This window comes from Streptomyces sp. NPDC046261, assembly GCF_040646235.1.
In the GTDB taxonomy this organism is placed as follows: domain Bacteria; phylum Actinomycetota; class Actinomycetes; order Streptomycetales; family Streptomycetaceae; genus Streptomyces.
In genome coordinates this window covers 71,582-86,538 of record NZ_JBEYZU010000002.1, presented here as the reverse complement: position 1 = coordinate 86,538, position 14,957 = coordinate 71,582, and the positions used below count along the sequence as shown (strand labels likewise).

General features: G+C 71.7%; 13 protein-coding genes. 8 read left to right on the top strand and 5 right to left on the bottom strand.

The genetic code is table 11. The annotated features are described in order from the left end of the window. Position 1: 1 nt before the first annotated feature. Positions 2-1,711, bottom strand: coding sequence for a protein kinase (locus tag ABZ956_RS04655; RefSeq protein ID WP_361886920.1), 1,710 nt, complete (start codon positions 1,709-1,711; stop codon positions 2-4). Between the two features lie 322 nt (positions 1,712-2,033). On the opposite strand from ABZ956_RS04655, the gene ABZ956_RS04650 reads away from it, so the two are divergent. Beyond that, on the top strand, positions 2,034-3,638 hold the full coding sequence (locus ABZ956_RS04650; RefSeq protein ID WP_361886917.1) for a protein kinase: 1,605 nt from the start codon (positions 2,034-2,036) through the stop codon (positions 3,636-3,638). A 37-nt stretch (positions 3,639-3,675) separates the two neighbouring features. Here the strand turns inward: ABZ956_RS04650 and ABZ956_RS04645 are convergent, their stop codons facing one another. The 3 genes from ABZ956_RS04645 to ABZ956_RS04635 form a co-directional block, all read right to left on the bottom strand. After that, positions 3,676-4,812, bottom strand: a complete 1,137-nt coding sequence (locus ABZ956_RS04645; RefSeq protein WP_361886914.1) for a phosphotransferase — start codon at positions 4,810-4,812, stop codon at positions 3,676-3,678. A 15-nt stretch (positions 4,813-4,827) separates the two neighbouring features. After that, complete coding sequence (locus ABZ956_RS04640) at positions 4,828-5,280, bottom strand: pyridoxamine 5'-phosphate oxidase family protein (protein WP_361886912.1); 453 nt, start codon at positions 5,278-5,280, stop codon at positions 4,828-4,830. 91 nt (positions 5,281-5,371) lie between these two features. Beyond that, positions 5,372-6,031, bottom strand: a complete 660-nt coding sequence (locus ABZ956_RS04635; protein WP_361886909.1) for a response regulator transcription factor — start codon at positions 6,029-6,031, stop codon at positions 5,372-5,374. Between the two features lie 360 nt (positions 6,032-6,391). On the opposite strand from ABZ956_RS04635, the gene pdhA reads away from it, so the two are divergent. From pdhA to ABZ956_RS04605, 6 genes are all read left to right on the top strand, one after another. Further along, positions 6,392-7,534, top strand: coding sequence for a pyruvate dehydrogenase (acetyl-transferring) E1 component subunit alpha (gene pdhA / locus ABZ956_RS04630; RefSeq protein ID WP_361886906.1), 1,143 nt, complete (start codon positions 6,392-6,394; stop codon positions 7,532-7,534). Positions 7,535-7,536: 2 nt separating this feature from the next. Further along, positions 7,537-8,517 (top strand): alpha-ketoacid dehydrogenase subunit beta, encoded by a 981-nt coding sequence (locus tag ABZ956_RS04625; protein ID WP_361886903.1) that lies wholly within the window; start codon positions 7,537-7,539, stop codon positions 8,515-8,517. A gap of 22 nt (positions 8,518-8,539) precedes the next feature. After that, complete coding sequence (locus ABZ956_RS04620) at positions 8,540-10,051, top strand: dihydrolipoamide acetyltransferase family protein (protein ID WP_361886900.1); 1,512 nt, start codon at positions 8,540-8,542, stop codon at positions 10,049-10,051. A 239-nt stretch (positions 10,052-10,290) separates the two neighbouring features. Further along, on the top strand, positions 10,291-11,091 hold the full coding sequence (locus ABZ956_RS04615; RefSeq protein WP_361886898.1) for a helix-turn-helix transcriptional regulator: 801 nt from the start codon (positions 10,291-10,293) through the stop codon (positions 11,089-11,091). An 83-nt stretch (positions 11,092-11,174) separates the two neighbouring features. Then, positions 11,175-11,846, top strand: coding sequence for a GntR family transcriptional regulator (locus ABZ956_RS04610; RefSeq protein ID WP_361886895.1), 672 nt, complete (start codon positions 11,175-11,177; stop codon positions 11,844-11,846). Next, positions 11,843-13,171, top strand: a complete 1,329-nt coding sequence (locus ABZ956_RS04605) for an MFS transporter (RefSeq protein ID WP_361886892.1) — start codon at positions 11,843-11,845, stop codon at positions 13,169-13,171. Before ABZ956_RS04610 ends, ABZ956_RS04605 begins: the two co-directional genes overlap by 4 nt. Here the strand turns inward: ABZ956_RS04605 and ABZ956_RS04600 are convergent. After that, positions 13,161-13,991, bottom strand: coding sequence for a maleylpyruvate isomerase family mycothiol-dependent enzyme (locus tag ABZ956_RS04600; protein ID WP_361886889.1), 831 nt, complete (start codon positions 13,989-13,991; stop codon positions 13,161-13,163). The genes ABZ956_RS04605 and ABZ956_RS04600 overlap by 11 nt on opposite strands. 149 nt (positions 13,992-14,140) lie before the next feature. Between ABZ956_RS04600 and ABZ956_RS04595 the strand changes: the two genes are divergently transcribed. Continuing rightward, entirely contained in the window at positions 14,141-14,920 is a 780-nt protein-coding gene (locus tag ABZ956_RS04595) for a carbon-nitrogen family hydrolase (protein ID WP_361886886.1), read from the top strand. The last annotated feature ends 37 nt before the right edge of the window (positions 14,921-14,957 follow it).

Sequence of the window (14,957 nt, the reverse complement as noted above, 5' to 3'; positions counted from 1 at the left end):
TTTACGAAGCCGCCTCGCCCGTCGAGACCGTCAGCACGAACTCGCCGTTCTTCGGGTCGAACGGGTCACCGGTCTCGGGCATCTGCGTCATCACGGTGCCCTTGCCCCAGGTGTTCTCGTTCACCGGGTCAACCCGGTACTTCCAGCCCGCGGCCTGCAGGCATTCCTTCACCGAGTCGATGTAGATGTACTTGAAGTCCGGCGCGCTCTTCTTCGACTTGTCCCGGTAGTTGTCGTAGGCCTTGGTGCACTTCTCGCGCGGGACGATCTTGGACTTGTCGCCTTCCTTGGCCTTCGCCTGCGTGCCGCCGGTGCCACCGCCCGTGCCGCCGCCCGTGGCGCCCGCGGTGACGCTGCCGCCGCCGCCCGGGGTGGCCACGGACGGGTTCGGCGAGGGCTTGCCGTCGGCCTCGTCCTTCGAGCCGCCGCCCTGCAGCGCGATGGCGGCGATGACGCCGATGACCGCGAGCACCGCGACGACGCCCGAGCCGATGATGACCGGCCTGTTGTTCTTGCCCGAGGACCCGGAAGACCCACCTGGCCCACCGTTGCCGCCCGAGGCGCCCACGGGCCCCGACGCGGCCGCGTACGGCGCCGCCGGGGTGCTGGGGCCGGCCTGGTACGCCGGAGCGGGCGTCTGGTAGCCCTGGGGGCCTGCGGGGCCCGTCTGGGCGTAGCCGCCGTTGTAGGGGTTCTGGTAGGGCGTCTGGACGCTCTGCGGGCCCGGGGCGGGGGTCTGGCCGTCGACCGGCGGGAAGACGGCGGAGCTGACGCCCGCGCCGCTGCGGGCCGGCGGGCCGCCCGAGATGATGATCGGCGAGGGTGCGGCCTGGGCCGTGCCCGCCACCCGGGCGCACTCGTCGCGCATGGCCTCGGCGCTCGGGAAACGCTCGTTCGGGTTCTTCTTCAGGGCGCGGGCGACCAGCGCGTCGACGGCCGGCGGGATCGATTTGTTGATCGTCGAGGGCGCGACCGGCTCTTCCTGGACGTGCGCGTAGGCGATGGCCAGCGGCGAGTCCGCGTCGAAGGGCAGCCGGCCGGTCAGCAGCTCGAAGAGCATGATGCCGACCGAATACAGGTCGGAACGGGCGTCGACGCCGCGCCCCAGCGCCTGCTCGGGGGAGAGGTACTGAGGGGTGCCGACGACCATGCCGGTCTGGGTCATCGAGGTGACGCCGGACTGCATGGCGCGGGCGATGCCGAAGTCCATGACCTTGACCACGTTGCGCTTGGTCATCATCACGTTGCCGGGCTTGATGTCGCGGTGGACCAGGCCCATCTCGTGGCTGACCTCGAGCGCCGCCAGCACATCGGCTGTGATCTTGAGCGCCTTGTCGGCGGGCATCGCGCCGTACTGGGCGACGTCCGCGTCGAGCACGGAGCGCAGCGGCTGGCCCTCGACGTACTCCATGACGATGTACGGCATCGTCGAGCCGTCGAGGTCGTCCTCGCCCGTGTCGAACACCGAGACGATGTTGGTGTGCGTGAGCTTCGCCACCGACTGGGCCTCGCGGCGGAAGCGCTCGCGGAAGGATGCCTCGCGGCCCAGCTCGGTGTGCAGGGTCTTGATCGCCACGTGGCGGTCGAGGACCGAGTCGTAGGCCAGGTGCACGGACGCCATGCCGCCCTCGCCGAGCAGGTCGCGCAGCTGGTAGCGGCCGCCGCCCACAGCTCGTCCCGCGTAGCGGCCCCGTGCGCCGTCCTGGCTCATGGTGTTACTTCCCCCTCGGCGCACTGCCTGGTGTGGCGACGACCCGGCCACAGGCCCGATCCGGCTGTTCTTCGACGTATCCCGGCCAAGTCTGCCCGAGGCACCGGGCACGTCAAGCCGCGTGCCCGTTCCGTGACCGGATGCGCGACAAGCCGTCACGGGATTTGCCTTGCTCGTACCGGTACGGGTTTGATAGCCGGTCCATCCCGGACCGGCGCACGGTGCAAAGCCTGTAGCGTGCCCTAGCGGAAGGCTGTTTCAGCGAGTTTCCCGCGCGATTCGCCTCCCACGCGAAGCGGACCAGACACGACGGCGAGGACTGATGGCACAGACTGCGAGCGCCCAGGGTCCATCCGACCCTGACGCCAACGGGGGCGGCATGCCCGATGTGCCTGAAATGTGGGGCAATGGCGGGCTGGTCGGGGACGGCCGCTACCGCCTGACCCACCGGCTGGGCCGCGGCGGCATGGCCGAGGTCTTCGCCGCGGAGGACGTGCGCCTGGGCCGGACGGTCGCGGTCAAGCTGCTGCGCGCCGACCTCGCCGAGGACCCGGTCTCCAAGGCCCGCTTCACCCGCGAGGCGCAGTCCGTCGCCGGCCTGAACCACCACGCCGTGGTCGCCGTGTACGACTCGGGCGAGGACACCGTCGGCCGCAACGTCGTGCCGTACATCGTCATGGAGTTGGTTGAAGGCCGCACTATTCGCGACCTGTTGCTCAACGCCGAGGCCCCGCCGCCCGAGCAGGCGCTGATCATCGTCTCGGGCGTGCTGGAGGCGCTGGCCTACAGCCACCAGCACGGCATCGTGCACCGTGACATCAAGCCCGCCAACGTGATCATCACGAACACGGGCGCGGTCAAGGTCATGGACTTCGGCATCGCCCGTGCCCTGCACGGCGCGGCGTCCACCATGACCCAGACCGGCATGGTCATGGGCACGCCGCAGTACCTCTCCCCCGAGCAGGCACTCGGCAAGACCGTCGACGCCCGCTCGGACCTCTACGCGACCGGCTGCCTGCTGTACGAACTGCTGGCGCTGCGTCCCCCGTTCACCGGTGAGACCCCGCTGTCGGTGGTCTACCAGCACGTCCAGGACACCCCCGTGGCGCCGTCCCAGGTGCTGGAGACGGTGCCGCCGGAGCTGGACGGGCTCGTCATGCGCTCCCTCGCCAAGGACCCGGACGACCGGTTCCAGAGCGCGGAGGAGATGCGCGGGCTGGTCCAGTACGCGCTGCAGATGCTGCACGACGCCGGCAGCCACACGGGCGTGTGGAACACCGGCCCGATCGACCACGCCAACGCCTCCACGCAGGTCCTGGGCGGCATGGGCGGCGGCATGGGCGCCACCACGGCCATGCAGCACCCGCAGCACGGCGACACCTCCCAGCAGCCGATCCTGCCCCGCCGCGGCGGTGGCGGGGACGACGGCGGCTTCGACGGCTACAACCGCGGCCGTGGCGGCCGGGGCGCGGGCGGCGGCAAGAGCCGGCTGGTGCTGTTCGCCGCGCTGGCGGCGATCGTCGCCACGGTGGGCATCGTGGTCGCGCTCAAGCTGGGCAACACCAGCAACGGCGCCGAGCAGAAGACCACGGACAAGCAGTCCACCAGCCCCAAGGCCCCCACCCCCAGCACCGGCAAGAGCCCGTCCAAGCACACGGGCCCCGTGCCGGGCCAGGGCGGCACCGCGGACAGTGACGACGACGACTACCCCGCGCCCGAGCGGCCGCGCGAGCCGTCCGACGACTACACCAGGCGCCCGTCCCACCAGCCGAGCCAGGGCACGTCGGGCCAGCCGACGCCGCCGCAGCCCTCGAACCAGCAGCCGAGCAACCCGGTGACGGACGACCCGAAGCCGCCGAGCCCGAACGCGCCGAGCCCCGGCGCCAACACCGGCGGTACCACCTCCCTGGGCACCACGGGCGGCTGACCCGCACCGGGCCGGGCGGCCCCGCCGCCGGCCCGGCTCAGTCGGTGAACGCGTCGCGCACGGACTCGTACGCGCCCGTCCACCACACCGCCAGCGCCGCCGACGCCGGGAAACCGGGGTCGGCGCGGTGGTCGCCCAGCTGGTAGCGCCAGCGCAGCATCCAGAAGTCGTTGAGCCGCTCCCACCACACGCGGTGCACGGCCGCGGCCAGCTCCGCCTCGTCCGCCCCCGCCGCACCGCGGTAGGCGCGGGCGTACGGTCGTATCTTCGCCAGGTCCAGCGTGCCGTCGGGCCGCAGGAAGAAGATCACCGCGGCCCGTACGGCCTCCTCGGCGCGGGGCTGGACGCCCAGGCGGTCCCAGTCGACGATCGCCGCCGGCTCACCGCCCCGGTAGAGCAGGTTGAGCGGGTGGAAGTCGCCGTGCACCCAGCCCCGGGCCGGGGTGGCGGCCGCGGGCGGCCGGCGGTGGGCGTGGCGCTCCAGCAGCGCCCGGCGCTCGACGAGGCGGTGTTCCGCCAGCTCGTCGAAGGAATCGCGGGGGCGCCTTCCCCTGGTTTCTCTGGTTCCCCTGGTCCCCCCGCTTCCCCCGGGCCCTCCCGTCCCCCCGGTCTCCTCGGTCCCCCCGCCGGTGCGGACCAGAGCCAGGAGCTCCTCGATGAGGGCGAAGGTGTCCTCGGGGCGGGCGGCGGTGTCCGAGGGCGCCCACGGGCCCGTAGCGGCCCCCTGGGGGCCCTTCATGACCTCTTCCAGGCATGTGTGCACATGGCCCAGCAGCCGGCCCAGACAGCGCGACTGGGCCACGGTGAGCTCGCCGCCGTCGCGGTGGCGGCCCTCGATCCAGGGGTGCAGGGCGTAGCAGCGGCCGCCCAGGACGGTGACGGTGCTGCCCTCGGCGGTGGGCACGGGCGGGGCCACGGGCAGGCCCAGGGCGCCCAGGCGGCGGGTGACGTCGTGCTGGCGCGCGATGGCGTCGTGATCGCCGTCGAGGTGGTGCTTGAGGAAGAAGCGGCCACGGGTGGTGGAGAGGCGGTAGCCGCGGTTGAGGAGCCCCTCGGTCAGCGTTTCGCAGGAGACGGGTTCGCCGGCGCGGTCGTAGCGGCGCAACAGTGTGCGCAGGGTGCCGATGTCAGGTCCGGTGTCGGGTGGGGCATCGGTGACAAGTGAGCGCGGCACGTCCCAAATGTTAATTCACGCGGAGTGCGCGGCTCGTCGCGCGGGTACGCCTTCGAGGTGGTGCAAGGTGATGAACTGAGGTTCTATGCACAGGTATTCGGGAATGAAGGGCGCGCCGTCCGCGGAATGCGGAGGGCGGCCGAAGAGCTCGAGTTCGGCGGGGCTCGGGCGAAACACGCGGGCCATGCCGACGAATTGCACGGTCCACACCGACTCGTCGCCCTCGCGCCGGTCGGCGAGGTTGTCGGCGCCGTAGGCCACCACGGTGCCGTCGCATGCCTGGGCGTAGCCGAAGCCGCCGTGCAGGCGGAGCAGGACGTGCGCGGGGGAGCCGGCGGGGCCGTCGACGACGATGTGCCGGGCCACGGTGACGAAGGGCAGGGCGCGCATGCTGACGGACACCCTTCCGTAGGGCGTACCGGCGAGCAGTTCGAGTGCCCGGAATTCGTCGTGCGGCGTCGTTGGCATGGGCACCACTCTGCCGTGCCGCCGTGCGCCGCCCTAGGGGCACCCGCCCCTGATGGGAGGGGCCGTAAGTCCCTAAGTCCCTGCCGCGGGCCTAGCGCTTCTCGGCCTGCAGGCGGGCGACGTAGGCGGCGGCCTGGGAGCGGCGCTCCATGCCCAGCTTGGAGAGCAGGCTGGAGACGTAGTTCTTGATGGTCTTCTCGGCGAGGTGCAGCCGCTCGCCGATGGCGCGGTTGGTCAGGCCCTCGCCGATCAGGTCGAGGATGCGGCGCTCCTGCTCGGTGAGGGAGGCGAGCCGGTCGTCGCCCTTGGAGTCCTTGCCGTCGCGCAGCCGCTCCAGCACCCGGGCGGTCGCCACGGGGTCCAGCAACGATTTGCCGGCCGCCACGTCCCGTACGGCCGAGAGCAGCTCATTGCCGCGAATGGCCTTGAGGACATACCCGGCCGCGCCCGCCATGATGGCGTCGAACAGCGCTTCGTCATCGGCGTAGGAGGTGAGCATCAGGCATTTGATGTTTTCGTCCTGCGAACGGATCTCACGGCATACTTCGACTCCGCTGCCATCCGGAAGCCGGACGTCCAGTACGGCCACGTCCGGACGGGTGGCGGGAATGCGCACGAGTGCGTCCGCGGCGGTACCGGCCTCGCCGACCACCTCGATGTCCTGCTCGACCGAGAGCAGCTCATGGACGCCGCGACGTACGACTTCATGGTCGTCAAGCAGAAATACCGTGATTTTTCGTTGTTCGCGCACGGTGCCAGTTTCACACATCAAGTCTTCCCCTGCTCTTGTCCTCCGGGATAACGTGCCCCCGTTCCGGCGGCCCGCAAGGCGCTGACCAGTGGATTGGCACCCGCATTGGCCGAGCTTTCTCGATTTACTTGGAAATCCAAGCAAAATCGCAGGTCAGGCGGGGTTTCGCAGGAATGCCGCCCACTGGGTAACGTGCATATTGCAGGCCATTCGCCGGGGCACCTGTCACGCCCGGTTCCGGCCTCGGCACACCCACCCCGTGTGCCGTCGGGGATCGAGCGAGCCTCTTTGCGCCTCACGGCGCAGGGAACCCCTCTGGCCGCCGGCGACCCCGGGGGCCGGACAGACGGAGGAGCACACGTGACCGTGGACAGCACTGCCGCGCGCAAGCCGCGGCGCAGCAGCAAGCGGGCCGGAGCCAAGAAGGCCGCCGGTGAGCCCGAACTCGTACAGCTGCTGACGCCGGAAGGCGAGCGGGTCGAGCACCCCGACTACTCCATCGACCTGTCGCCCGGGGAACTGCGGGGTCTGTACCGGGACATGGTCCTGACCCGCCGCTTCGACGGCGAGGCGACGACGCTGCAGCGCCAGGGCGAACTGGGCCTGTGGGCCTCGCTGCTGGGCCAGGAGGCCGCGCAGATCGGCTCCGGCCGGGCGACCCGCGACGACGACTACGTCTTCCCGACCTACCGCGAGCACGGCGTGGCCTGGTGCCGCGGGGTCGACCCGACGAACCTGCTGGGCATGTTCCGCGGCGTCAACCACGGTGGCTGGGATCCCAACGAGAACAACTTCCACCTGTACACGATCGTCATCGGCTCGCAGGCGCTGCACGCGACCGGCTACGCCATGGGCATCGCCAAGGACGGCGCCGACTCCGCCGTCATCGCCTACTTCGGCGATGGCGCCTCCAGCCAGGGCGACGTGGCCGAGGCCTTCACCTTCGCCGCCGTGTACAACGCGCCGGTCGTCTTCTTCTGCCAGAACAACCAGTGGGCGATCTCCGAGCCCACCGAGCGCCAGACCCGCGTCCCCCTCTACCAGCGCGCCCAGGGCTACGGCTTCCCCGGCGTGCGGGTCGACGGCAACGACGTGCTGGCCGTGCTCGCCGTGACCCGGGCCGCGCTGGAGCGCGCCCGCACCGGCGAGGGCCCGATGCTCGTCGAGGCGTTCACCTACCGCATGGGCGCCCACACCACCTCCGACGACCCCACGCGCTACCGCCTGGACGAGGAGCGGGAGCTGTGGGAGGCCAAGGACCCGATCCTGCGCCTGCGCGCCTACCTGGAGAAGCAGGGCCTGGCGGATGAGGAGTTCTTCGCCGCGCTGGAGAAGGAGAGCGACGCGCTCGCCAAGCGGGTACGGGACACCGTGCGCACCATGCCCGACCCCGACGACATGGCGATGTTCGAGCACACCTACGCCGACGGGCACGCGCTCGTCGACGAGGAGCGCGCGCAGTTCGCGGCGTACCAGGCTTCGTTCGCAGAGGAGACCAACTGACCATGAGCACCGAGAAGCTCACGATCGCCAAGGCGATCAACGCCTCCCTGCGCACCGCCCTGGAGACCGACCCCAAGGTCCTCGTCATGGGTGAGGACGTCGGCAAGCTCGGCGGCGTCTTCCGCGTCACCGACGGACTGCAGAAGGACTTCGGCGAGGAGCGGGTCATCGACACCCCGCTGGCCGAGTCCGGCATCGTCGGCACCGCCATCGGCCTGGCGCTGCGCGGCTACCGCCCGGTGGTGGAGATCCAGTTCGACGGGTTCGTCTTCCCGGCCTACGACCAGATCGTCACGCAGCTGGCGAAGATGCACGCCCGGGCGCTGGGCAAGATCAAGCTGCCCGTCGTCATCCGCATCCCCTACGGCGGCGCCATCGGCGCGGTCGAGCACCACAGCGAGTCCCCCGAGGCGCTGTTCGCGCACGTCGCGGGCCTGAAGGTGATCTCGCCGTCGAACGCCGCCGACGCGTACTGGATGATGCAGCAGGCCATCCAGAGCGACGACCCGGTCATCTACTTCGAGCCCAAGCGCCGCTACCACGACCGCGGCGAGGTCGACACGACCGCGATCCCGGGCCCGCTGCACGCCGCCCGCACGGTCCGCGAGGGCACCGACCTGACGCTGGTCGCCTACGGCCCGATGGTCAAGACGTGTCTGGAGGCCGCGGCGGCGGCCCAGGAGGAGGGCAAGTCCCTGGAGGTCCTGGACCTGCGCTCGGTCTCGCCCATCGACTTCGACGCGATCCAGCGGTCGGTGGAGAAGACCGGCCGCCTGGTCGTCGTCCACGAGGCCCCCGTGTTCTTCGGCTCGGGCGCCGAGATCGCCGCCCGGATCACCGAGCGCTGCTTCTACCACCTCGAGGCCCCCGTCCTGCGGGTCGGCGGCTACCACGCCCCCTACCCGCCGTCCCGGCTGGAGGACGAGTACCTGCCCGGCCTGGACCGGGTACTCGACTCCGTCGACCGCGCGCTGGCCTACTAGGGACCGAGGGAGAGTCGTGACGATGACAAGCACCGCCAGCACCGGCCAGCGGTTCCGCGAGTTCAAGATGCCCGACGTGGGCGAAGGACTCACCGAGGCCGAGATCCTCAAGTGGTACGTGAACGTCGGCGACACCGTCACCGACGGACAGGTGGTCTGCGAGGTCGAGACCGCCAAGGCGGCCGTCGAGCTGCCGATCCCCTTCGACGGCGTGGTGCACGAGCTGCGCTTCGGCGAGGGCACGACGGTCGACGTCGGCCAGGTGATCATTTCCGTGGACACCCAGCCCGGCGCGGGGCCCGCGGAGGAAGCCCCGGCCTCGACCGCCGCCCACGCGGAGCGGAGCGCGGCCTCGGCGCTCGCCGAGGAGGCCGAGCCGGAGCAGCAGGGCCGCCAGGCCGTGCTCGTCGGCTACGGCGCCGCCCCCTCCTCGACCAAGCGCCGCCCCCGCAAGACGACCCCGCAGGCCGGTACGGGCCAGGGCGTGCCGGCGCAGGCGGGCACCTGTGCCGCGGCGCCCCAGGCGTCCTTCGCCGCCGCCCTCCAGGGCGAGCTCAACGGGCACGCCGCCCCCGCCCCGGCCCCGGCCGTAGCCCCCGCGCCGGCCGTCGGCCCCGGCGCGCCGGCCGCCACCGGAGCCCGGCCGCTGGCCAAGCCCCCGGTGCGCAAGCTCGCCAAGGACCTCGGCATCGACCTGCGGGCCGTCGCCGCCACGGGTGCGGACGGTGTCATCACCCGTGAGGACGTGTATGCGGCGGCGAGCGCCACCGCAGCGCCCGAGCCGACGGCGGCGCCCGAGCAGCCGGCCCCGGCCGCCGCGCCCGCCTTCGCCGCACGCGAGACCCGCATCCCGGTCAAGGGCGTCCGCAAGGCCACCGCCCAGGCCATGGTGGCCAGCGCCTTCACCGCGCCGCACGTGACGGAGTTCGTCACCGTCGACGTCACGCGCACGATGAAGCTCGTCCAGAAGCTCAAGGACGACCCGGACATGGCGGGCCTGCGGGTCAACCCGCTGCTGCTGATCGCCAAGGCGCTGCTGGTGGCCGTCCGGCGCAACCCGGACGTCAACGCCGCCTGGGACGAGGAGAACCAGGAGATCGTCCGCAAGGACTACGTGAACCTGGGCATCGCCGCCGCCACCCCGCGCGGCCTGATCGTGCCGAACATCAAGGAGGCCCAGGCCAAGACGCTCCCCGAGCTGTCGCAGGCCCTGGCCGACCTGGTGGCCACCGCCCGCGAGGGCCGCACGAGCCCGGCGGACATGTCCGGCGGCACCCTCACGATCACCAACGTCGGGGTCTTCGGCGTCGACACCGGCACGCCCATCATCAACCCGGGCGAGTCCGCGATCCTGGCCGTCGGCGCGATCAAGCTCCAGCCGTGGGTCCACAAGGGCAAGGTCAAGCCCCGCCAGGTCACCACGCTGGCGCTCTCCTTCGACCACCGTCTGATCGACGGGGAGCTGGGCTCCCGCTTCCTCGCCGACATCGCGGCCGTCCTGGAGAACCCCCAGCGGCTGATCACCTGGGCGTAGCGCTCCGGCTACGCGGCCCGCACCCCCGTGACGGGCCGCGTAGGACGAAGGGCCCGGACGTCCCTCCTCACCCCCCTCCAGTGAGGAGAGAGCGACTGTCCGGGCCCTCTGTCTGTTGTACGGAGCGGCCTCGGGATACACCCCACCCCTGGTCGGGAGGTGGAATGGCCCGTGCTGCGCAATTTACTTAACATTGACCGACACTTGCAGTGTCGGAATTGGAGGCCGCGGTGGACCGCGTGGATGGCGAATCCATCAGCCGCCTGCTCCGTGCCTGGCGTGGCCGGATCGATGCCCGAACCGTCCCCGAGCTGCGGGGGCTCTTCCCGCGCCCAGGACGGCGGCTCTCCCAGGCGCATGTCGCCCGGATGACGGGCGTCAGCGAGGGCTGGTACCGCGCGCTGGAGGCCGGCCGGCGCCAGGACTTCTCCGAAAGCTTTCTGCTGAGGGTCGCGCAGGCCCTGCGGCTGAGCGAGGCCGAGACGCTCACCCTCTTCCTCGCCGTCTGCGGCCGCAGGCCCCCCGAGACGGGCCGGGACCACAGCGACCTGCCGCGCGGCGTCAAGGCGTTGCTGGAACAGCAGGTCTCCTACCCCGCCTACCTCTCCGACGTCGCCTGGAACGTGGTCGCGGCCAACTCCCTCATGGGCGAGTGGTTCCCCTGGGTGCGCCGCCCCCGGCCCAACCTCATGCGCTGGACGCTGCTGCACCCCGAGGCCCGCGAGCAGATGCTCGACTGGGAGGACAGCTGCGCCCGCATCTACCTCGCCATGCTCCGCGTCGCCGCCAACTCCAACCCCGGCAACGGGGAACTGCGCGCCCTCGTCGAGGAGATCCTCGACAGCGACGCGGACTGCCGGCGCATATGGGCCGAGGAGTTCGACGTGGTCGAGCACCGCGACGGCCATGTCTTCCGGCTGCGCCTGCCGTACCACGGCAGCGCCGAGATACGTGTGACGAGCCACGTCCTGCTGCCCATACAGCGGCCGGATCTGCGGTTCGTCTTCATCACCCCGGCAGACGGCTGGGCGGGCGTGTAGCCCGCAGCCGGCAGTACCGCCGCGATCGTCCGGATCGCGGACAGGGGCTCATCAGGCATCTGTCTTGTATCTATGCTGTGCGCATGCCATCCGCGCCCGCCGTCCCCTCCCTCCAGGGCAGAACGCCCGCCGCCGCCGAGCGTGTGTACGCACACGTCAAGGACGCCGTACTGCACCGGCGTTACGAGGGCGGCACCCTGCTGACCGAAGGCGACCTGGCCGAGGCCGTAGGGGTCTCCCGCACCCCCGTCCGCGAGGCGCTGCTGCGCCTGGAGGCGGAGGGGCTGCTCAAGCTCTACCCCAAGAAGGGCGCGCTCGTCCTCGCCGTGTCCGCGCAGGAGATCGCGGACGTCGTGGAGACGCGGCTGCTGGTGGAGAAGTACGCGGCCGGCAAGGCCGTGCCCGCCGCACCGGCGCTCCTGGCCCGGCTGGAGGAACTCGTCGACGACATGCGGCGGCAGGCCGCCGCCGGTGACCTCGCCGCGGTCTCCCGCAGCGACCGCGCCTTCCACGCCGAGATCGTGCGCAGCGCCGGCAACCAGATCCTCTCGGGCCTCTACGAACAGCTGCGCGACCGCCAGTTGCGCATGGGCGTGGCCGTGATGCACGCCCACCCCGACCGCATCGCCAAGAACATCGCCGAACACACCGAGATCCTGGAGGCCCTGCGCTCCGGGGACGCCGCGGCGGCGACCGACGTCGTCGACCGGCACGTCAGTTGGGTACGCAATCTGGCCCGGGGGGACACTCGATGAGCCCATGCTCCACGGCACTGCCCGGCGACCCTCCCGGCGGCCGCCGGGCGATCGGCGTCTGGGGGACCGGCGTCGCCGTGTACTTCGTCGCCATCATCTTCCGCACCAGCCTCGGCGTCGCCGGCATCGACGCCACCGAGCGCTTCCACATCGGCGCCTCGGCCCTGTCGACCTTCTCCATACTCCAACTGCTCGTCTACGCGGGCATGCAGATACCCGTCGGCCTGCTGGTCGACCGGCTGGGCACCAAGAAGGTGCTCGCCCTGGGCACCGTCCTGTTCACCACCGGCCAGTTCGGCTTCGCCCTCTCCCACTCCTACGGCATGGCCCTGGCCTGCCGCGCCCTGCTGGGCTGCGGCGACGCGATGACGTTCATCAGCGTGCTGCGCCTGGGCGCCCGCTGGTTCCCCGCCCGCAACGGCCCGATGATCGCGCAGGTCGCGGCCCTGTTCGGGATGGCGGGCAACCTCGTCTCGACCATCGTGCTGGCCCGGCTGCTCCAGCAGGCCGGCTGGACCCGGACGTTCGCGGGCAGCGCGCTTGCCGGCCTGCTCGTCCTCGTGCTGATGCTGGTCTTCCTCAAGGACCACCCCGCCGGCAGCGCGCCCGCCGCCGGCCCCCGCCCCGGCAGGGACTCCGCCCGGCGGCAGATCGCCCGGGCCTGGCGCGAACCTGGCACCCGGCTGGGGATGTGGGTCCACTTCACCACCCAGTTCCCCGCGATGGTCTTCCTCCTGCTGTGGGGCATGCCCTTCCTGGTCGAGGCGCAAGGACTCAGCCGCGGGACGGCCGGCTCCCTGCTGACGCTCGTCGTCCTGGTCAACATGGCCGTCGGGCTCGTCTACGGGCAGATCATCGGCCGCCATCACGACGCCCGGCTGCCGCTCGCGCTCGGCACGCTCGGGGCCACCGCCCTGCTGTGGGCCCTGGCCATCGGCTGGCCCGGGGCACACGCCCCCCTGTGGCTGCTCGTCACGCTCTGCGCGGTCCTGGGCGCCTGCGGCCCCGCCTCGATGATCGGCTTCGACTTCGCCCGCCCCGCCAACCCGCCCGAGCGGCAGGGCACCGCCTCCGGCATCGTCAACATGGGCGGCTTCATCGCCTCCATCACCACGCTGCTGGCCGTCGGCCTCCTGCTGGACGCCACGCACGACGACTACCGGGTGGCCTTCGCCTCCGTGTTCGTCCTGCAGGCGCTGGGGCTGTCACAGATCCTGCGCCTGCGGGGCCGCACCGAGCGGCGCGAACGGGAACGGATCGTCGCCTCCCGCGTGGCGAGCGTGCACGTACCGGTGCGCCCGGGCGGCGGCGGCCTCAGGGCGTGACCGCGAACTCCCGCAGGACCGCGTCCGCCAGCTCACGGTCGCCCTCGACCTTGATCCGGTCCGCGACCGCCTCGGGCCGCACCCGCCCGCACGCCAGGCGGGCGTACGTCTCCCAGTCCAGCGCGAACGTCACCGTGGGCCCCAGCGAGACGCTGCTGTCGAGCGTCCCCTTGCCCTGCGGCCCCACCCGCACGGTCCGCAGGAACTCCAGCGGCCCGTGCACGTCGAAGACCACCGTCGAACCCGGCCGCGCCCCCGCGTCCTGCGCCACCACCTTGGGCAGCGCGAGCAGCAGGAAGTCCCGGCTCAGGGCCGCGGCCGGCGAGTCGAGGTTGCCCGGCATGCCCAGGGCCCGGCGCAGGTCCTGCTCGTGCGTCCACACGTCGAACGCCCGCAGCGTCAGCATCCGCTCCAACGTCCGCTCGGCGGTGGTGCCCAGCGGCCAGCGCACCGGGGTCTGCGGGGAACGGTGCTCGTTGCGCAGCTGCCGCGAGCGCCGGATGATCGTGTAGTCGAGCTCCGAGCTCATCTCCAGCGCGGTGTGACAGCGCCGCACGTCGACCTGCACCTCGATGTAGCGCGAGAACTCGTCGGTGACGTGCCGCAGATCGCGCGGCAGCGTGTGGATCGGCCGTGGCTCGCCCAGCATTTCGCACTCCACCCCGATGATGTGCGAGACCACATCGCGCACCGACCAGCCCGGGCACTCGGTGGCGCGGTTCCAGTCGCTCTCGGCGAGGAGTCTCACCAACTCGTTGACGGATTCGATGGAGTGGGTCCAGGCGTCGATCGCCGGCTGAAGGCTGGGGTGGACTGTCACGGGCTGATCCCTCGGGCGTTGCTGGCGGCAGGGCGGATGCGTACGTGCGAGCGAGGCAAGTGCTGTCTGGGGCCTATGCCGTTAAGTTACGCTGCGGACGGTCGCCTCGGCAGAGGTTTCGTGTGAGGGATGCGGAGAGTGGTGGTACTGTGCGCGCCTCGTTGATCCAGTTCAGCGTGGACCCGGACGAGGGCGTCGACGCCCGGCGCGCCCGCGCGGCGCGGCTCGTGCGTGAACAGCGGGGCAGCGACCTCGTGATCCTGCCGGAGCTCTGGCCGGTCGGTGCCTTCGCCTACGAGTCCTTCGCCGCCGAGGCCGAGCCCCTGGACGGCCCCACCGCCGACGCCATGGCGCGGGCCGCCCGCGACGCGGGCGTCTGGCTGCACGCCGGCTCCATCGTCGAACGGGACCCCAGCGGCCCGATCTACAACACCTCCCTCGTCTTCTCCCCCTCCGGCGACCTCGCCCACACCTACCGCAAGATCCACCGCTTCGGCTTCGACCGGGGCGAGGCCGTCCTGATGGGCGCCGGCACCGAGCCCGTCACCGTGCGCCTGCCCGACACCACCCTGGGCCTGGCGACCTGCTACGACCTGCGCTTCCCCGAGCTGTTCCGCGCCCTCGTCGACGCCGGCGCACAGCTCTTCACCGTCCCCGCCGGCTGGCCGGCCCGGCGCCGCGAGCACTGGACGCTGCTGGCCCGGGCCCGGGCGGTGGAGAACCAGGCGTACGTCCTGGCCTGCGGCACCGCCGGCACGAACGGCGGCGTGGAACAGGCCGGCCACAGCATCGTCGTCGACCCCTGGGGCGAGGTCCTCGCCGAGGCCGGCCCGGACGAGCAGGTGCTGACCGTGGACCTGGACCTCGCACGCGTGGCCAAGACCCGCGAGGACTTCCCGGCCCTGAAGGACAGGGTGCTGGGACGTTAACGCCGTATGTCCGTTCCCGGCCGGGGGAATGCGACTG